Raw genomic sequence first — 18584 nt, 5'->3', positions numbered from 1 at the left:
GCCGACTGGCCCCTGGTTGAGCGATCTGGCCGTAATGTGAACTCCGTTGCCTGATCGCACAACGCCGGATCCGGTCGAAAGGACGCGTGGTGGACGTTGGCTCGGCTTCGGGCCCCAACGATCCCGTGGGTCGCGATCTGTCGCACGTCGACTGGACAGCGACCCCACTGGGGGCATCCGACGGTTGGCCGCAGAGCCTGCGAACCGCGGTCAGCATCCTGCTGTCCTCCCGTTTTCCCATGTGGATGGCCTGGGGATCCGACCTGACGTTCTTTTGCAATGACGCCTACCGGCGCGACACGCTCGGCCGTAAATACCCGTGGGCGCTGGGCCGGCCCGCCCGGGACGTGTGGGCCGAGATCTGGGACGACATCGGCCCCCGGATCGACCATGTGCTGTCGTCGGCCGAGGCGACCTGGGACGAAGCCCTGCTGCTGTTCCTCGAACGCTCGGGCTACCCCGAGGAGACCTACCACACGTTCTCCTACAGCCCGCTGCGCGACGACGCCGGAGACATCGTCGGCATGCTGTGCGTCGTCAGCGAGGACACCGACCGGGTGATCGGCGAACGCCGGATGTCCACGCTGCGCCACCTCGGCTCCGATCCCTCGACGCTGCGCACCGAGCGGGAAACGCTGACCTTTTCGTCCCGTCAGCTCGAGCGCAATCCGCGAGACCTGCCGTTCACCCTGACCTACCTGCTAAACGACGACGGCACCGCCCGCCTGGCCGGAGTCACCGGATTCCGGGCCGGCCACCCCGCCGCACCGGCTGTGCTCCCCGCAGATGGGTCGAGCATCTGGCCCATCGACAAGCCGGCGCACGGCCATGTGGTGGTCGTCGACCTCGACGGCGACGGATTCTCCGACCTGCCGACCGGTGAATGGGCGGAGCCGCCCCGCCAAGCGTTCGTGACACCGCTTCTGACACAAGGCGGGACGCCGTCCGGCTTTCTGGTCGCCGGCCTGAATCGCTTCCGGCCGTTCGATGACCAGTACCGCGGTTTCATCGACCTGGTCGCGGGCCATATCGCGAGCGGGATCTCCAGTGCCCGCAACTACCGCGAGCAGCAGCGGCAAGTCGAGGAACTCGCAGAGCTGGACCGCGCCAAGACGACGTTCTTCTCCAACATCAGCCACGAGTTCCGCACACCGATCACCCTGATCCTGGGCCCGGTCGCCGAGCTGCGCACCCGCACACCAGCGCTCGACGAACACGCCCAAAAAGAGCTGGACGTGATCCAGCGCAACGGGTTACGCCTGGCCAAACTGGTGAACACGCTGTTGGACTTCTCCCGGATCGAGGCCAACCGGGTGCAGGCCCATTACGAGCCGGTGGATGTGGCCACCGTGACGGCGGAGCTGGCCAGCGTGTTCCGCTCGGCTATCGACCGAGCCGGCCTGCAGCTGATCGTGGACTGCCAGACCCTGGACGAGCCGGTCTACCTCGATCACGACATGTGGGAAAAGGTGGTCCTCAACCTGCTGTCCAATGCGCTGAAGTACACCTTCGACGGCACGATCACAGTCCGGGTGTTCCGCGACGGCGACGACGCGGTGGTGAGCATCGCCGATACCGGTATCGGTGTGTCCGTCGCCGAGATGCCCCGGCTGTTCGAGCGCTTCCACCGGATCGAAAATGCCCGCGCCCGCTCCACCGAAGGCAGCGGCATCGGGCTGGCGCTGGTGAAGGAGCTCGTCGGCTTGCACGGTGGCACGATCGGCGCCGAGAGCGTCGCGGGTGCGGGCACGACCTTCACCGTCCGGCTGCCGATCGGAGCGGGGCACCTGCCCGCCGACGCAGTGACCTCGCCTGGTGAAGGCTGGGGATCCTCCGGGATCGCCGAACCCTATGTTCAGGAAGCTCTGCGCTGGCTGCCGAACAACGACACCGCAGACATGTCACACGTCCCGGACCCCCCGCCAGGGGGTGCCGCGCCGCGCCGCGTACTTGTCGCCGACGACAACGCCGATATGCGCGAATACCTGGTCCGGCTGCTGCGCGGCGCCGGCTACCAGGTCGACGCGGTGGCCGACGGTCAGCAGGCACTGGAACGAATCTGGACCGAACTGCCCGACCTCGTGGTCAGCGATGTGATGATGCCCCGACTCGACGGGCTGGCGCTGGTGGCCGCGCTACGCACCAACAGCCGCACCGTCGGCGTCCCTGTTCTGCTGCTGTCGGCGCGGGCCGGCCAGGAAGCGTCCAGCGAAGGACTGCGAGCAGGCGCCGACGACTATCTGGTGAAACCGTTCGCTGCGGCCGATCTGCTGGCTCGGGCGCGGGCCAATATCGAGCTGGCCCGCCTGCGCACCCACCACACCCGCTGGCGCGCGGCGCTGGTCGAGTCTCTGCAGGAGGCGTTCTTCGTCTGCAACGAAGTCGGCGTGGTGATCGAGATCAACAACGCCTTCACCGATATCCTCGGTTTCGGCCCGGAGGATCTGCCCTATGCCCCGCAGCATCCATGGTGGCCCGACGCCGAGACCGAACCCGACGCACATCAGCAGATCGTCGAGGCCTTCGCCGGTATCCCCACTCACCCGCACGGTAGCTACACCGTTCCGGTGAATCACCGAGACGGCCACCGGGTGTGGATCACGGCGAACATCGCACACGCCGAGGATCCCGACACCGGCCGAGGCGTCATGGTCGGAACCTTCCGCGATGTCACCGCCGAGCATTACAGCGGTCAACGCCAAGTCGCCCTCGCGACCTTGAATCAGCAACTAGCACAGGCCGATACCGCTGACGGTGCGCTGCGCACCGCGATCGAACAGCTGCGTGGCCAATGGTCGGCCCGACGGATACTGGGGGCCATCTTCTCGGGACCGGATACCCGGGAGCTGCTCGGCGACGTTGACGATGCGCAGTGGGCTGCGCTGCCGGATGAGGTTCGAGACCGCATCACCGCGCTGGGCAGCAGCGGGGACCTGCTGACCGCGGATACTACCGTCAACGGTTCGGCGGGTATCGCACTGCAGCACCCGCGCGGCACCCTGGTGATCTGGATCGATCTTCCCAACGAACGCCCCTTCACCTCCGAAGACCAGACCTTGCTGACTGTGCTGGCCGGCCGACTCGGACAAGGCCTACAGCGTGTCCACCAAGTGGATCAGCAGCGCGAAACTGCTCTGGCACTACAACATTCAATTCTGGGACCGGCCTATCTGCCCGCCGGTTTCGCGGTCCGCTATCAGCCCGCATCACACCCGCTACAGGTCGGTGGCGACTGGTATGACGTCATCGCCCTCGACGACGGCCGCATCGCCCTGGTCGTCGGCGACTGCGTCGGCCACGACCTGAGTGCCGCGACGGTGATGGGCCAGCTCCGTAGCGCCTGCCGCGCATTGCTACTGGAAAACTCAAGCCCCGCTGCGGCATTGGCCGGTCTAGACCGCTTCGCGGCCCGCCTCCCCGGTGCCCAATCCACCACCGCGTTCTGCGCAATTCTGGACCCCGACACCGGAGAACTGACGTACTCCAGTGCCGGCCATCCGCCGGCCATCCTGGTGAACGCCGACGGCACCACCCAACTGCTCGAGGGCGGGCATTCCATCGCACTCGGCATCCGCCCGGACCGGGAGCGCCCCCAGGCTCAGGCGACCGTACCGGCGCAGGCCACCCTGCTGCTCTACACCGACGGGCTGGTCGAGCGCCGGCGTAGTTCGCTCGACGACGGAATAGACCGGGCCGCCAACCTCATTCGCGATGACAGCGTGCTCGATCTCGACCCGCTGGCCGATCAGATCATGGAACGCCTGGCACCCGAGGGCGGATACCAGGACGATGTCGCCATGTTGCTCTACCGTCATCCCGCGCCGCTGGAAGTGACGATCCCCGCCGACCCATTGCACCTGGCTCCTGCGCGGGCGGCGTTACGCGATTGGCTCAATGCCGCGGGCATCGACCAAGATCAGGCGCAGGATGTGTTGGTCGCCGCCGGCGAAGCGGTCACCAACTCCATCGAGCACGGTTATCGCCACAGCCAGGGCAGCGGAACGATCACCCTGCAGGCCATCTCGGAGGTCGACCAGCTGCGCCTCACCATCATCGATGCCGGGTCGTGGAAACCCAAGGACACCGGGTATAGCCACCGCGGCAAGGGTATTCAGATCATGCAAGCACTGATGGAGGACGTCTCGATCCTGCGAGACACCACCGGCACCATCGTGCACCTCGCGACCAGGATCCGCCGATGAGCACGCCATTGACAGTTCGTATCGACCGCGCAGCCGACGGCCAACTGGTGCTGTTCGCCACCGGCGAGATCGACGCCAGCAACGTGGCCGACTTCGCCAAGGCCCTTGACGCCGGTATCGATAGTGACGCCGACAGCCTGACCGTGGACCTCAGCGCCGTCGAGTACCTGGACAGCGCGGCGATCAATGCCCTTGCGCCCCATGCGGAATCGCTGGAGATCATCGCGAACCCCGTGTTGATGCGGGTGCTCATGGTCAGTGGCCTCACCGAGCTGGCCAAGATCCGGCCCGCTCCTGACGCGGACAGCTAGCAGCTAGAGTCCGCCGGGGCTCGTCAGCGCAAGCAGTCGTGACGTCGCGCGCAGGTACTTTTTGCGGTAGCCGCCGGCCAGCATCTCCTCGGAGAAGACGGTGTCCAGTTTGGCACCCGATGCCACTACCGGAATGCCCGCGTCGTACAGCCGGTCGGTCAACGCGACGAGGCGCAGGGCCACATTCTGGTCGTCGATCGGGTGGACGCCGGTGATGAAAACCCCCGGTACGCCTTCGATCAGGGTGAGGTAGCGCGAGGGGTGCATGGTCGCCAGGTGCGCGCAGAGCGCGTCGAAATCGTCGAGGGTGGCCCCGGACACCTCGGCTGCCCGAGCGGCCACCGCTTCGTCGGACAGCGGTTCGGGTGCCGGCGGCAGACCACGGTGCCGGTAGTCCGGGCCTTCGATCCGTACGGTGGTGAAAATGCTTGCCAGGGAGCTGATTTCACGGAGGAAGTCCTGGGCGGCGAAGCGCCCCTCGCCGAGTTGCTCGGGCAGCGTGTTCGACGTCGCCGCGATAGACACCCCGCGCTCGACGATTTGCGACAGCAGCCTCGAGACCAGCGTGGTGTTGCCCGGATCATCGAGCTCGAACTCATCGATGCAGACCACCACGTAGTCGGCCAGCAAGTCGATGCACTCGAGGAAGCCGAAGACCCCGGCCAGCTGGGTGAGCTCGCCGAATGTCGCGAACGCCTTGGGGTGTTCGGCCGCGTCCGGCAGCTGCCGATAGATCGACGCCAGCAGGTGCGTCTTGCCGACACCGAACCCGCCGTCGAGGTAGATGCCCACCCCGGGCAGGGTCTCCCGCTTGCCGAACAGCTTCTTCTTGCCGGCCCTGCGGCGCTGCGCCTCGGCACAGAAGCCGCGGCAGGCGTCCACGGCGGCGGCTTGGCTGAGTTCGGCAGGATCGGGCCGATACGTGTCGAAGCGGACGTCGGCGAAGGTGGGCGGCGGGACGAGCTGGGCCACCAACCGGTCCGGGGAGACCGTCGGATGCCGATCGACAAGGCGGTCCATGACAGGCACCCTATCCGCGTGCTGCAATCGTGCGTATGCCCGACCCAATCCCCACTGATCTCGATGGGACGCACTTCACACTGCTCGGCGAAAACGCCGTCGTCGATGACGACCGCCTCACCGCGCTCTACGCCTACCCGGCCGGACTGACCCGCTGCTTCGTCCGCGGCAACATGATCGCCAGCCTGGACGGCGGTGCCGCAACCGACGGAAAGTCGGGCGGGTTGGGCGGCGCCGGCGACCGGCGGGTATTCCGGACCCTGCGCGAGCTCGCCGACGTCATCGTCGTCGGCGCCGGTACCGCCCGCGCCGAGAACTACTCCGGCGCGCAGATGACGCTCGCGCAGCGCGCGCAGCGGCAACGGCGCGGCCAGAGCGAGGTCCCTCCGATCGCGTTGGTCACCCGCTCCGGGCACATCGAGCACGACTTACCCGTACTGACCCGCACCGAGGTGACACCGCTGGTGCTCACCTGTGCCGACGCCGCCGATGACACCCGCACCCGGCTCGCCGGTGCGGCCGAGGTGATCACCTGCTCGGCAACCGATCCCGCCGAGGTCGATCCCGCCGCCATGCTGGCCGCACTCGGCGACCGCGGATTATTGCGGGTGCTGTGCGAAGGCGGACCCACCCTGACGGGGACGTTCGTCGACCACGAGCTGCTCGACGAGCTGTGCCTGACCACCGCGCCCAAGCTCGTCGGCGGCGCGGCGCCGCGGATCGCGACCGGCTCCGGTCACGTGCTGACGTCGATGCACCGCGCGCACCTCATCTCCGATGCCGACGGCTATCTGTACAGCCGCTACACGCGCGTCGGCTGACCGGTATCGCGCAGCCGTATCGCTACTGTGGTGGGCATGCGCGATCGTCGGGTCTGGGCCTCCCAGGCCATAGTCGGCCTCGGCACCGCGGTACTAACCGCTTTGCTGACCGGATGTGCCCCGTGGCTGGCTGCCAACCCGCAGTTCGCCAGCGATAAGGCGTACAACCCGGCGGCCCCGGCCACCGCCACAACAGCCGGTGGCCCGCCGGCCATCGCCGCCCCCAAGAACGAGCTCGGCTGGAAAGACTGCACCTCGAAGGTCTTCGGCGACGCCGGCACGCCGCCCGCCCCGGGGGTGACCCTGGAGTGCGCCACCTACGACGCCGACCTCGACCCGGTCGCCGGCGCGACCGGCACCGTGAGCGTCGGAGTGGTGCGCGCCCGGTCCGGGCAGACCCCGCCCGACGCCGGCCCGCTGGTGTTCACCACCGGCACCGACATCCCGTCGTCGATGCAGCTACCGGTGTGGCTGTCGCGCTCGGGTGCCGATGTGCTCAAGAGCCACCCCATCGTCTCGGTGGACCGTCGCGGCCTCGGGATGTCCAGCCCGGTCGACTGTCGTGACGCGTTCGACCGCCAAGAAATGCGCGACCAGGCCCAGTTCGAGTCCGGTGACGACCCGGTGGCCAACCTCGGCGCGATCACCATGACCGCGACGACGAGCTGCACCGACACCATCGCCCCCGGCGACTCGGCCTACGACAATGCCCGCGCCGCCGAGGATCTCGAGCGGCTGCGCAGTACCTGGGACGTGCCGTCGCTGGCACTGATCGGCGTCGGCAACGGCGCGCAGATCGCGCTGGCCTACGCCGGCTCCCACCCCGACAAGGTCGCCCGCCTGGTGCTCGATTCGCCTGTGCCGCCCGGCGTCAACGCCGAAGCAGCCGCCGAAGAGCAGGTCAAGGGCCAGCAGGCCGCACTCGATGCGTTCGCACAACAATGCGTCGCGGTCAACTGCGCGCTCGGCCCCGACCCCAAGGGCGCCGTCGACTCGCTGCTGGCCGCCGCCCGTGCCGGCCGCGGCCCCGGCGGGGTATCGACCGCGGTGCTCGCCAATGCGATCGTCACCGGTATGGGCTTCCCCAGCGGCGACCGCGTCGGCAGTACCGTCAGCCTGGCCAACACTCTGGCCGCGGCCCGGGGCGGCGACACCAACCAGCTCAACAGCCTGATCAACCAGGCCGAGGCGATGCGCGACAGCGACGGCCAGTTCATCAATTCGTGCAGTGACGCCCTGAACCGCCCGACACCGGACCGGGTGCGCGAACTCGTCGTCCAATGGGGCAAGCTCTACCCACAGTTCGGTACGGTCGGCGCACTCGGCCTGGTCAAATGTCTCAACTGGCCCAGCGGCTCGGCGCCCAAGGAACCCAAAGACCTCAAGGTCAACGTGCTGCTGCTCGGCGTGCAGAACGATCCGATCGTCGGCAACCAGGGTGTCCCGGCGTCAGCAGCCACCGTCATCAACGCCGGCGCGGCCAGCAAGCGGGTGATGTGGCAGGGCCTCGGGCACGGCGCCAGCGTCTACTCGGCGTGCGCACTGCCACCGATGATGGGGTATCTCGACAGCGGCAACATGCCGCCCACCGACACCTACTGCCCCGCCTAAGCGTCTGACGCATCGCGCCGGTGTACGGTGCGGACGTGGCGCCAGCTGACTCATCGCGATCCGGCCTGCTGGCCGTATTTCGCTCCCGGACCAGCCCACCCTCGGCGGCGGCGGTCCTACGTTCTGCACTATGGCCGATCGCCATCATGTCGATCATTCACCGCAGTTACGTGCTGTCGACCAACGGCTACATCACCGATGACTTCGGGCCCGTCTACCGCGCGGTGTCCAATTTCCGCCGCGGACTCGCCATCTACAACGAGCACTTCGACTACGTCGACCCGCACTACCTGTACTTCCCGGGCGGCACGCTGCTGCTCGCGCCGTTCGGGTACCTGCCCGTGTTCGCCTCGCACAACTGGTTCGTGTTCTTCAACACCGCGGCCATGATCATCGCCGCCTGCCTGCTGGTGAACCTGTTCAGGTTCTCGCTGACCTCGGTGGCCCTGCCCGCCCTGCTGCTGGCGATGTACTGCACCGAGTCGGTGACCAACACCCTGGTGTTCACCAACATCAACGGCTGCATCCTGCTGTTTGAGGTGCTGTTCTTCCGCTGGCTGCTCGACGGCAAGGTCAGCCACCAGTGGTGGGCCGGTGTCGCGATCGGGCTGTCGCTGGTACTCAAACCCGTGCTTGGCGTGCTGCTGCTGCTGCCGCTACTCAAAGGGCAGTGGCGGGCCGTGGTGGCGGCCATCGCCGTGCCGGTGACGTTCAACCTGGCGGCCTGGCCGCTGGTGGCCGATCCGATGAACTTCGTCGAACGCACGCTCCCCTACATCTTCTCCACCCGGGACTACTTCAACAGCTCGGTGCTGGGCAACGGCGTCTATTACGGCCTGCCGGGGTGGCTGATCCTGGCGCTGCGCGTGCTGTTCCTGGCACTGGCCGTGGCCAGCCTGTGGCTGCTGCACCGCTACTACAAAGACCGCGACCCGCTGTTCTGGATGCTGACCTCATCCGGTGTGCTGCTGATCGCGTCGTGGCTGGTGCTGTCCCTGGCCCAGGGCTACTACTCGATGATGCTGTTCCCGTTCCTGATGACCGTTGTGCTGCCCAACTCGGTGGTGCGTAACTGGCCGGCATGGCTGGCCACCTACGGGTTCTTGACGATGGACCGCTGGCTGATGTGGCGCTGGCCGACGACCGGACGCTTCCTGGAGTACATGAAGATCACCTACGGCTGGTCGCTGATGCTGGTGGTGGTGTTCTGCGTGTTGTACTACCGCTATTCCGACGCCAAGGCGCAGGGCCGACTGGCCGACGGTATCGATCCGCCGTGGATGCGTGAACCCCGCGCCGACCCCGCGGTAACGTGAACGCATGAGCTCGATTCCAGCCCCGAAGCTCGAACTGGCCGACGACGAGTGGCGCAAGCGGCTCAACCCCGCCGAGTACGCGGTGCTGCGTCAAGCCGGCACCGAGCGCCCCTTCACCGGTGAATACACCGACACCAAGACCGAAGGCATCTACGCCTGCCGCGCGTGCGGGACCGAATTGTTCCGCAGCACAGAGAAATTCGAGTCCCACTGCGGCTGGCCGTCATTCTTCGACCCATCGCACTCCGAGGCGGTGATCCTGCGGCCGGACGACTCCGGGGGTATGCACCGGGTGGAGGTGCTGTGTGCGAACTGCCACAGCCACCTGGGCCACGTGTTCAGCGGTGAGGGATACCCGACGCCGACCGATCAACGCTATTGCATCAACTCGATCTCGTTGAAACTGGTGCCGTCGCAGGAGTAGTCAGCGGCGAGGTGCTCGTGCCGTCGGCGCGCGCTGTGACCAGAGGCAGCACCTCTTCGGGCGGTAGGTCGCGCAGATACGACAGCGCCGAGTAGCCGCTGCCGAAATCGTCGATGGCGATGATCGCGGGCAGGCCGGCGTTGGCTATCGCCGGGGCGAACACGTTGACCGCCACCGGCACATCGGCACCGGCACGGTGCCAGGTCAGCGCGTGCCGGGTCCGCGACGTACGGCTGAATCCAGACGACACAGCAGCAACAGCGCGATCGCACTGGCGATCGGGAGCAACAGATAGGCAGCGTCCGCCCCCCGTCATGCGGGCCTCCCGATAGTCCCGGCCGCGCAAAAAAAAGACGGCCCGACAGTCGTAGCGAACTTTTGTTTCCCGGACGGTGATGACGCAGCTGGGTCAGCTACGGCAACTTGGCGACGAGTTCCTCGACACCGATACGGGGCCCGGTGAAGAACGGGATCTCTTCGCGCACATGGCGGCGAGCTTCGGTGGCCCGCAGGTCGCGCATCAGATCGACGATGCGGTAGAGCTCAGGGGCTTCGAACGCCAGGATCCACTCGTAGTCACCCAGAGCGAAGGCCGGCACCGTGTTGGCGCGGACGTCCTTGTAGCTGCGGGCCGCCATGCCATGGTCGGCCAGCATCTTGCGGCGCTCGTCATCGGGCAGCAGGTACCAATCCAGCGAACGCACGAACGGGTACACGCAGATGTAGTTGCCCGGCTCCTCGCCGGCCAGGAACGCCGGGACATGGCTCTTGTTGAATTCGGCCGGTCGGTGCAGCGCTACCGCACTCCACACCGGCGAGACCGACCGCCCCAGCGTGGTGGTGCGACGGAAATCGCTGTAGGTGGCCTGCAGCGTCTCGATCCGCTCGGCGTGCGTCCAGATCATGAAATCGGCGTCGGCACGCAGGCCCGCGACGTCGTACAGACCGCGCACCACGACACCGTTGTCCTCCTGCTGCTTAAGGAATGTCGCGGTCTCGTCGACGACGGCGGCACGGGATTCTTCGTCGTACCCCAGCTCACCGGGCTCCGCTGCGAACACCGAAAACATGATGTAGCGGATTGTGGCGTTGAGCTCGTCGTAGTCCAGTTTGGCCATGGCAGCTATCGTGCCACGCAGGGGTGCAGCTATCGGCGAATGGTGGCGGCCACGCGGTGTCTATCTTTGTGTGGCGGCCGCCACGGTATCGGCCGCCCGACCTGCCACCGCCACGCAGGCGGGCACTCCGATGCCATCGAGATAGTTGCCCGCAAGCGCCAACGTGGGCGGCAGATCCGTTCGCAAACCGATGGTCAGCTCACGATGACCTGGGCCGTACTGCGGCATCGCATCCAGCCAGCGGTGCACCAGGACCTCGATCGGATCGACCGTGATGCCGAACACCGACCGCAGGTCCGCCACCGCCCACGCCTGCAGGTCGGCATCGGAAGTCTTCTGCGCGATATCGTCACCGAACCGGCCGAACGACAGGCGCAACAACTCCGCGTTGCCGCGTGCCCCCCACTTCCGGGTGGACAGCGTAATTGCCTTGGTGTGCAAGCGTTCTCCGCTGGCAACCAGTACACCGGACTGCTGCGGCAGCGGCGTTGCGCCGGGCACGGCCAGTGCCAGTACCGCCGCTGACGCCATCGGGATCGCCGCGGCCGCGGCGGCCGCATTCGGTGCGACGTCGGCCAGCAGCGGCACCAGCCGCGGCGCCGGTACGGCCACGATCACCGCGTCGGCATAGTGGTGCCGATTGTCGTCATCGCGCAGGGTCCAGCCGTGGGCGTCGGGCGCGATATGCGTTACCGACGTCTGCAGCCACCGCAGCCGGCTGCGCGCCACCAACTCGTCCAGCAGCACCTGATAGCCGCCCGCGATGGCACCGAATACCGGCCCGCTCGTGCTGCTCGGCAGCGCGCGCCGGCCGGCGTCGGTAAGGCTGGTGGCACCGGCGTCGAGGGCGGCGGCCAGCGTCGGTGCCGCGGAGCGGATGCCGATGGTGGCCGCCGAGCCGGCGTAGACGCCGGACAGCATCGGGTCCACCGAGCGGGCGACGACCTGGTCGCCGAAGCGGTCGGCCACCACCGCGCCGACGGCCGGGTCGGCACCCGGTTGCCAGCGCAGCGGCCGGTTGGGCTCGGCGGCCATCTGTGCGATCGTCGCGTCGTCGACCAGTCCGGTCACCGAGGAGGCCGAGGTCGGGACGCCGTTGACGGTGTCCGCAGGTAGCGGGTGGATACGGCCCTGGCTATAGATCGTCGGGCGCACCCCGGTGGTGCTGATCTGGCGGCCGGCCAGGCCGAGCTCGGCCAGTAGTGCAGGCACCTCCGGGCGACGTACGACGAAAGCTTCCGCGCCGACGTCCATGGGCTGGCCACCCAGGCGTTCGGTGCGCAGGATCCCGCCGAGCCGGTCGGCCGGGTCGAACACCGTGATATCGGCGTCGCCACCGGCCAGCACGCGGATCCGATAGGCCGCGACAAGACCCGAAATGCCGCCCCCGACAACGCAATACCGTTTAGTCACGATAATCCCCGGTCGCTTCGCGCCTGCCCGCCGGACGTCACAGCGAATGCAGGAGGCCGACCAGATCTGTCAGCACACCCGGATCGGTGCCCGGCAGCACACCGTGACCGAGGTTGAAGATGTGTCCGGCAGCGCCGGCATCGACCGCCAGCCGGCCGTCGTCGACCACCGAACGCGCGGCGCGCTCGACCGCCGGCCACCCGGCCAGCAGCACGACGGGGTCCAGGTTGCCCTGCAGAGCCTTGGGGCCCACACGTCGCGCGGCGTCAGCCAACGTCGTCCGCCAGTCAACGCCGACGACGCCGGCGCCCGCCTCCCCCATCGCGCCGAGCAGTTCGGCGGTCCCGACACCGAAATGGGTCATCGGCACGCCGTAGTCCACCAGCGCGGCGAACACCCGCGAGCTGTGCGGCAACACCTGGCTGCGGTAGTCGGCCAGCGAGAGGGTGCCCGCCCAGGAGTCGAACACCTGGATGGCGTCCACCCCGGCGTCGAGCTGCACCTTCAGGAAGGCGATGGTCACATCGGTCAGCAGCTCCATCAGCGCATGCCAGGTCGACGGGTCGGCCAGCATCATCGCCTTGGTCCGCTCGTGGAGCTTACTGGGTCCGCCCTCGATCAAGTACGACGCGAGAGTGAACGGGGCACCGGCGAAACCGATCAGTGGCACCTCGCCGAGCTCGGCCACCAGCAGGCCCACCGCATCGGATATCGCACTGACCCGCTGCGGCTCAAGGCCTTTCATCGCAGCCACATCGGCGGCCGTGCGCACCGGATGGTCGATCACCGGGCCGACGTCGGGCACGATGTCCAGATCGATGCCCGCGCCACGCAACGGCACGACGATGTCGGAGAACAGGATCGCCGCGTCGACCCCGTGGCGGAGGATCGGCTGCATGGTGATCTCACAGACCAGCTCCGGGTCGAAGCAGGCTTGCATCATCGTGTTCCTGGCCCGCAGTTCGCGGTATTCGGGAAGTGATCTCCCGGCCTGGCGCATGAACCACACCGGGACACGGCTGGGTTTGCGGCCAGTGGCGGCGGCCAGATAGGGCGCCTCGGGCAGCTGGCGACGGGTACTCATCGCGTCCATGGTCCCATGAGCCCGGGAACCCAGCCCACGAGACCGCCGACCCCATCCCTCAAGGCACCCGATGTCACGAAATCGGCGCGCCTGCGCCCTCGACCTCGACGATGGGACTAGCGTCAATTGCCGTGACCACTGCGGAACCGGATCAATTCCGCGAGGCGGTGGCGGCAATGAACACCGCCGAGGTACGGCCGGAGATCGAACTCGGTCCCATCCGCTCACCTCAACGTCTCGCGCCGTACAGCTATGCGTTGGGCGCGGAGGTCAAGCACGCCGAGACCGAAATTGTCCCCGAGAACTCCGACGGTGATGCCTTCGGCCGGCTGATCCTGCTGCACGACCCGGACGGCTCAGAGGCCTGGGACGGCACCATGCGCCTAGTCGCCTACATCCAGGCCGACCTGGACTCCAGCGAGGCCGTCGACCCGCTGCTGCCCGAAGTGGCCTGGAGCTGGCTGGTCGGCGCGCTGGAAAGCCGCTCCGAACACGTCACCGCCCTCGGCGGCACCGTCACGGCCACCACTTCGGTGCGCTACGGCGATATCTCCGGCCCGCCACGCGCCCACCAGCTCGAAATGCGCGCATCCTGGACGGTCACCACAATGGCATTCGACACCCATGTCCAGGCCTTCTGTGAGGTCCTCGAGCACGCCGCGGGCCTGCCTCCGGTGGGCGTGACGGATCTGAGTTCCCGCTCCCGCGCCTGACATGTCCGAACTCGATGATGACGCCGCAGCCTCGGTGTCCGATACCCCTGCCGATGATGCCCCCGAGGCGACTCCCCTGCTGTGCCCGGCCGAGGGCGTGCCGCCGCTGTCGACCAGCGTCGACGAGATCGCCCGGGCGGCAGAGCAGCTGGCGAAGGGCACCGGCCCGTTCGCTGTCGATGCCGAGCGGGCGTCGGGTTTCCGCTATTCCAACCGCGCATACCTGATCCAGATCCGGCGCACCGGCGCGGGCACGGTGCTGATCGACCCGGTCAACCACGGCAACAGCCCGATCGACGTGTTGCGACCGGTGGCAGAGGTACTGGCCGAAGACGAATGGATCCTGCACGCCGCCGACCAGGATCTGCCGTGCCTGGCCGAGGTCGGGATGCACCCGCCCTCGCTGTACGACACCGAGCTGGCGGGCCGGCTGGCCGGCTTCGAACGGGTGAACCTGGCGGCCATGGTGCAGCGCCTGCTCGGGCTGGGCCTGGCCAAGGGGCACGGCGCGGCGGACTGGTCCAAGCGCCCGCTGCCCGACGCCTGGCTGAACTACGCCGCCTTGGACGTCGAGGTGCTCGTCGAGCTGCGCGACGCCATCGCCGGCGTGCTGGCCGAACAACACAAAACCAGCTGGGCGGCCGAGGAATTCGAGTATCTCCGATGCGCCGACCCGACACCCACGCGGCGCGACCGGTGGCGGCGCACGTCGGGGATCCACAAGGTCCGCAACCGGCAGGCACTGACCGCAGTCCGGGAGTTGTGGACCGTGCGCGATCAGATCGCCCGCCGCCGCGATATCGCCCCCGGCCGCATCCTGCCGGATTCGGCGATCATCGCCGCCGCGCAGGCCGATCCCAAGACTGTCGACGACTTGGTCAAGCTGCCGATCTTCGGCGGGCACAAGCAGCGCCGCAGCGCTGCGGTCTGGCTGGCCGCACTGGAGTCGGCCCGCACCAACCCGGAACCCCCGGACACCACCGAGCCGCAGAACGGTCCGCCGCCCGCGGTGCGCTGGGCCAAGCGCAAACCCGAGGCGGCCGCCCGGCTGGATGCCGCGCGCGCGGGACTGGCCGAACTCTCCGAGAAGGTGCACGTCTCCACCGAGAATCTGATCTCCCCCGAACTCATCCGCAGGCTGTGCTGGGACTGGCAGGACAACGCCGATACCCGCGGGACGATCGAAACCATCCTGCGCGACGGCGGGGCCAGGGAATGGCAACGCACACTTGTGGTTCCGGTGCTGGCGGCGAAGTTGGCGCCGGCCGCTGAGGCCAACGAGTCAGTGTGACTCGACGTGGCTAGTCGAGATGCTCGCTGGCCTGGTGCTCGTCCGCGTCGATCGCACCGAGTGCGGCCACCCAGCCAGTGACCTGGCGGGCGATGTTCTGCTCGGTCAGGCCGACCGACTCAAGCACCTCACCACGGCCGGCGTGATCCAAGAACTGTTGCGGCACAGCGATATCGCGGCATGGGACGTCGATCTCGGCAGCACGCAACGTGGCGGATACCGCTGAGCCCACTCCACCCCGAACGCCGTTGTCTTCCATCGTGACGACCAGCTTGTGCGACTTGGCAAGGGGCGCAACCGGATCAGGCACCGGAATCACCCAGCGCGGATCGACGACGGTCACCCCGATCCCCTGATTACGCAGCCGTTGGGCGACCTTCAATGCCATCGGAGCGAATGACCCCACCGCGACGAGCAGCACATCCTTGCTCAAACCCTCCGCCGGGCGAGCCAGGACGTCGATACCACCGGACACTCGCTCGAGTGCGGGAATATCTTCGCCCACTTCACCTTTGGGGAAGCGGATGGCGGTCGGGCCGTCGTTGATCTCCAGCGCCTCGCCGAGCTCCTCGCGCAGCCGGGTGCCGTCACGCGGCGCCGCCACCCGGATCCCGGGAACGACGTTCAGCAGCGACAGGTCCCACATACCGTTGTGGCTGGCGCCGTCGTTGCCGGTCACTCCGGCCCGGTCGAGCACCATGGTGACGGGAAGCTTGTGGAGCGCAACGTCCATCATGATCTGGTCGAAAGCACGGTTGAGGAACGTCGAATAGATGGCCACCACCGGATGCAGCCCGCCCATCGCCAGCCCGGCGGCCGACGTCATCGCGTGTTGCTCGGCGATACCGACGTCGAACAACCGGTCCGGGAAGCGTTCCCCGAACTTCGATAAGCCGGTCGGGCCGGGCATCGCGGCGGTGATCGCGACGATATCGCGACGCTTGGCGGCATAGGAGATCAGCGATTCGGAGAACACCGACGTCCAGCCGGGCGCCGCGGACGTGGTCGCCAGCCCGGTATCGGGATCGATGACGCCGCAGGAATGCATCTGCTCGGCCTCATCGTTCTCGGCCGGCGCATAGCCCATGCCCTTACGGGTCACCACGTGCACGATCACCGGGGCGTTGAAACCGCGGGCGTGGCGCAACGCGGTCTCCACCGCGTGCTCGTCGTGTCCGTCGATCGGGCCGACGTACTTCAGACCCAGGTCGGTGAACATCACCTGCGGGGACAACGCGTCCTTGATACCGGCCTTCACACTGTGCATGGCCTGATAGCAGGCCTCACCGACGACCGGCACCCCGCGCACCGCAACCCTGCCGCGCTCCAGGAACCGCTCGTAACCCGGCTGCAGCCGCAACCCGGCCAGGTGATCGGCCAGACCACCGATGGTCGGGGCGTACGAGCGCCCGTTGTCGTTGACGACGATCACGACCGGCCGACGCGCCGCCGCGATGTTGTTGAGCGCCTCCCAGCACATGCCGCCGGTGAGGGCACCGTCGCCGACGACCGCGACGACGTGGCGGTTGCGGTGGCCGGTCAACTCGAAGGCTTTGGCCAGCCCGTCGGCGTAGGACAGTGCGGCCGAGGCGTGGCTGGACTCGACCCAGTCGTGCTCGCTCTCGGCCCGCGACGGGTAGCCCGACAGACCATCACGCTTGCGCAGCGTGTCGAAATCGGCCGCGCGACCGGTGAGCATCTTGTGGACGTAGGCCTGGTGTCCGGTGTCGAAAAGAAGAGGGTCGTGCGGAGAATTGAAGACTCGGTGCAGCGCCAGCGTCAGCTCGACAACCCCGAGGTTGGGCCCGAGATGTCCGCCCGTGGCAGCGACCTTGTGGATCAGGAACTGGCGAATTTCGGCCGCCAGCTCGGTCAGCTGCGCTTGGGACAGGTGCTGCAGATCGGCGGGGCCGCGAACCTGTTCAAGCATTTGGCCAGTCTACGCACCCGTCCGTAGGTCAGTCCTGATGAGACTCGTAGATGTCGGGCACACCGTCGTGGTCTTCGTCGCGGTTCTCCAGCTCCCACACGCTGCGGTAATGCCGGTTGCGCAGGCGCAGTACGACCGCCGCGAACACCGCGGCCAGCAAACTTCCGGTGAGCACCGCCACCTTGACGATGTCATGGCGCGGCGAACCCGGTTCGTAGGCTAATTCGCCGATCAGCAGGGATACCGTGAAACCGATCCCGGCCAGCATCGAGATGCCGAACACGTCGATCCAGCGCAGTGCCGAGTCCAGACTCGCCCGGGTCAGTTTGGCCAGAGTCCAGGTGGTGCCGAACACGCCGACCGTCTTACCGGCGACCAGGCCGAACACGATGCCCATCGCAATCGGATCACTCAGAGCTGTGATCAAACCGTGATAGCCGCCGAACGTCACACCGGCGGCGAAGAATGCGAACACCGGGACCGCAAAGCCCGCCGACAGCGGCCGCATCCGGTGCTCAATGTGCTCGGCGAGTCCGGGCCCGGCGTCGGGGCCGCCGGCCGCGGCACTGCGCAGCACCGGCACAGTGAAGCCGAGGAGCACCCCCGCCACCGTGGCGTGCACTCCGGACTCGTGGACGAATACCCACGTGAGCACCGCTAGCGGGATGAGCAGCCACCAGGGGCTGATCCGGCGCTGGACGAGGACCGCGAACAACGCCAGCGGGATCAGCGCGACCAGCAGCGCGACGATGTTGATCTTGTCGGTGTAGAACACCGCGATCACGGTGATGGCCAGCAGGTCGTCGACGACAGCCAGCGTGAGCAGAAACGTGCGCAGGGCCCCGGGCAGGTGGGTCGACAGGACGGCCAGCACGGCGACCGCGAACGCGATATCGGTGGCGGTCGGGATGGCCCAGCCGCGGGTGGCGCCGCCACCCTCGTGCACCGTGAAGGCTACGTAGATGGCTGCCGGTACGACCATGCCACCCACCGCAGCGGCGATCGGCAACGCGGCGCGGCTGGGGTCACGCAGATCGCCGGCGACGAACTCCCGCTTGAGTTCGAGCCCAACGACGAAGAAGAAGATCGCCAGCAGCCCGTCGGCCGCCCAGTCGCCCAGGCCCAGGTCCAGGTGCAGCCCGAGCCGGTCAGTCCCGACGTGCAGGTCGCCCAGGCGGTCGTAAGCCGCCGACCACGGCGAGTTGGCCCAGAACAGGGCGATCGCGGCGGCCAGCAGCAGCAACACCCCGCCGACGGTCTCCTTGCGCAGGATCGACGAGGTACGCGAGGTCTCCGACCACGACCCTCTGGCGAATAAGGAGTGACGCAT

The 18584-nt window shown here is 67.6% G+C and carries 15 protein-coding genes; 8 read left to right on the top strand and 7 right to left on the bottom strand.

Features of this window, described 5'->3' with window-relative positions; genetic code table 11:
- The first annotated feature begins 89 nt into the window (after positions 1–89).
- Positions 90–4202 carry a SpoIIE family protein phosphatase gene (locus G6N13_RS16625; protein ID WP_163698730.1) on the top strand — a complete coding sequence of 1371 codons (4113 nt, stop codon included), beginning with the start codon at positions 90–92 and terminating at the stop codon, positions 4200–4202.
- The gene (locus G6N13_RS16620; RefSeq protein ID WP_163698727.1) at positions 4199–4513 is read left to right on the top strand and encodes an STAS domain-containing protein; all 315 of its coding nucleotides are present in this window, start codon (positions 4199–4201) and stop codon (positions 4511–4513) included. Before G6N13_RS16625 ends, G6N13_RS16620 begins: the two co-directional genes overlap by 4 nt.
- Before the next feature lie 3 nt (positions 4514–4516).
- On the opposite strand, the gene zapE is transcribed toward G6N13_RS16620, so the two are convergent.
- Positions 4517–5533, bottom strand: coding sequence for a cell division protein ZapE (gene zapE / locus G6N13_RS16615; RefSeq protein WP_163698725.1), 1017 nt, complete (start codon positions 5531–5533; stop codon positions 4517–4519).
- Positions 5534–5568: 35 nt separating this feature from the next.
- On the opposite strand from zapE, the gene G6N13_RS16610 reads away from it, so the two are divergent.
- Genes G6N13_RS16610 through msrB form a run of 4 tightly spaced genes read left to right on the top strand, consistent with a single transcriptional unit; the run spans position 5569 to position 9705 of the window.
- A complete protein-coding gene (locus G6N13_RS16610) occupies positions 5569–6354 on the top strand; it encodes a pyrimidine reductase family protein (protein WP_163698723.1) in 786 nt (261 codons plus the stop codon).
- Positions 6355–6390: 36 nt separating this feature from the next.
- Complete coding sequence (locus G6N13_RS16605; RefSeq protein WP_163698721.1) at positions 6391–7965, top strand: alpha/beta fold hydrolase; 1575 nt, start codon at positions 6391–6393, stop codon at positions 7963–7965.
- A gap of 20 nt (positions 7966–7985) precedes the next feature.
- A complete protein-coding gene (gene aftC / locus G6N13_RS16600) occupies positions 7986–9281 on the top strand; it encodes an arabinofuranan 3-O-arabinosyltransferase (RefSeq protein ID WP_163698719.1) in 1296 nt (431 codons plus the stop codon).
- A gap of 4 nt (positions 9282–9285) precedes the next feature.
- Positions 9286–9705 (top strand): peptide-methionine (R)-S-oxide reductase MsrB, encoded by a 420-nt coding sequence (gene msrB, locus G6N13_RS16595; RefSeq protein WP_163698717.1) that lies wholly within the window; start codon positions 9286–9288, stop codon positions 9703–9705.
- On the opposite strand, the gene G6N13_RS16590 is transcribed toward msrB, so the two are convergent.
- The 4 genes from G6N13_RS16590 to hemE all read right to left on the bottom strand — a co-directional run bounded on the left by G6N13_RS16590 (position 9665) and on the right by hemE (position 13320).
- Positions 9665–9955, bottom strand: coding sequence for an EAL domain-containing protein (locus G6N13_RS16590; RefSeq protein ID WP_163694289.1), 291 nt, complete (start codon positions 9953–9955; stop codon positions 9665–9667). The two genes, msrB and G6N13_RS16590, sit on opposite strands and share 41 nt — an antisense overlap.
- 163 nt (positions 9956–10118) lie before the next feature.
- A complete protein-coding gene (hemQ, locus tag G6N13_RS16585; RefSeq protein WP_163698715.1) occupies positions 10119–10823 on the bottom strand; it encodes a hydrogen peroxide-dependent heme synthase in 705 nt (234 codons plus the stop codon).
- A 60-nt stretch (positions 10824–10883) separates the two neighbouring features.
- Positions 10884–12236: a protoporphyrinogen oxidase gene (locus tag G6N13_RS16580; RefSeq protein ID WP_163698712.1), complete on the bottom strand. Its 1353-nt coding sequence runs from the start codon at positions 12234–12236 to the stop codon at positions 10884–10886.
- A 37-nt stretch (positions 12237–12273) separates the two neighbouring features.
- Entirely contained in the window at positions 12274–13320 is a 1047-nt protein-coding gene (hemE, locus tag G6N13_RS16575) for a uroporphyrinogen decarboxylase (RefSeq protein WP_163698710.1), read from the bottom strand.
- A gap of 131 nt (positions 13321–13451) precedes the next feature.
- On the opposite strand from hemE, the gene G6N13_RS16570 reads away from it, so the two are divergent.
- Together G6N13_RS16570 and G6N13_RS16565 are read left to right on the top strand one after the other, a co-directional pair.
- Entirely contained in the window at positions 13452–14033 is a 582-nt protein-coding gene (locus tag G6N13_RS16570; RefSeq protein WP_163698708.1) for a DUF3000 domain-containing protein, read from the top strand.
- A 1-nt stretch (position 14034) separates the two neighbouring features.
- Positions 14035–15324 carry an HRDC domain-containing protein gene (locus tag G6N13_RS16565; protein WP_163698706.1) on the top strand — a complete coding sequence of 430 codons (1290 nt, stop codon included), beginning with the start codon at positions 14035–14037 and terminating at the stop codon, positions 15322–15324.
- Positions 15325–15334: 10 nt separating this feature from the next.
- On the opposite strand, the gene dxs is transcribed toward G6N13_RS16565, so the two are convergent.
- Together dxs and nhaA are read right to left on the bottom strand one after the other, a co-directional pair.
- The gene (gene dxs, locus G6N13_RS16560) at positions 15335–17254 is read right to left on the bottom strand and encodes a 1-deoxy-D-xylulose-5-phosphate synthase (protein ID WP_163698704.1); all 1920 of its coding nucleotides are present in this window, start codon (positions 17252–17254) and stop codon (positions 15335–15337) included.
- A gap of 28 nt (positions 17255–17282) precedes the next feature.
- A complete protein-coding gene (gene nhaA / locus G6N13_RS16555; protein ID WP_163698701.1) occupies positions 17283–18584 on the bottom strand; it encodes a Na+/H+ antiporter NhaA in 1302 nt (433 codons plus the stop codon).

The sequence above is a fragment of the Mycolicibacterium sarraceniae genome (assembly GCF_010731875.1).
In the GTDB taxonomy this organism is placed as follows: Bacteria; Actinomycetota; Actinomycetes; order Mycobacteriales; family Mycobacteriaceae; genus Mycobacterium; species Mycobacterium sarraceniae.
Note: the sequence above shows the minus strand (reverse complement) of the source record. Positions and strands in the feature narration are given on the sequence as shown.

Bases quoted from the DNA above. Each gene is read 5' to 3' on its own strand.
- G6N13_RS16620 (WP_163698727.1), top strand. From the start codon at position 4,199: ATGAGCACGCCATTGACAGTTCGTATCGACCGCGCAGCCGACGGCCAA.
- zapE (WP_163698725.1), bottom strand. From the start codon at position 5,533: ATGGACCGCCTTGTCGATCGGCATCCGACGGTCTCCCCGGACCGGTTG.
- G6N13_RS16610 (WP_163698723.1), top strand. From the start codon at position 5,569: ATGCCCGACCCAATCCCCACTGATCTCGATGGGACGCACTTCACACTG.
- G6N13_RS16605 (WP_163698721.1), top strand. From the start codon at position 6,391: ATGCGCGATCGTCGGGTCTGGGCCTCCCAGGCCATAGTCGGCCTCGGC.
- msrB (WP_163698717.1), top strand. From the start codon at position 9,286: ATGAGCTCGATTCCAGCCCCGAAGCTCGAACTGGCCGACGACGAGTGG.
- hemQ (WP_163698715.1), bottom strand. From the start codon at position 10,823: ATGGCCAAACTGGACTACGACGAGCTCAACGCCACAATCCGCTACATC.
- hemE (WP_163698710.1), bottom strand. From the start codon at position 13,320: ATGAGTACCCGTCGCCAGCTGCCCGAGGCGCCCTATCTGGCCGCCGCC.
- G6N13_RS16565 (WP_163698706.1), top strand. From the start codon at position 14,035: ATGTCCGAACTCGATGATGACGCCGCAGCCTCGGTGTCCGATACCCCT.
- dxs (WP_163698704.1), bottom strand. From the start codon at position 17,254: ATGCTTGAACAGGTTCGCGGCCCCGCCGATCTGCAGCACCTGTCCCAA.
- nhaA (WP_163698701.1), bottom strand. From the start codon at position 18,584: ATGCGTCACTCCTTATTCGCCAGAGGGTCGTGGTCGGAGACCTCGCGT.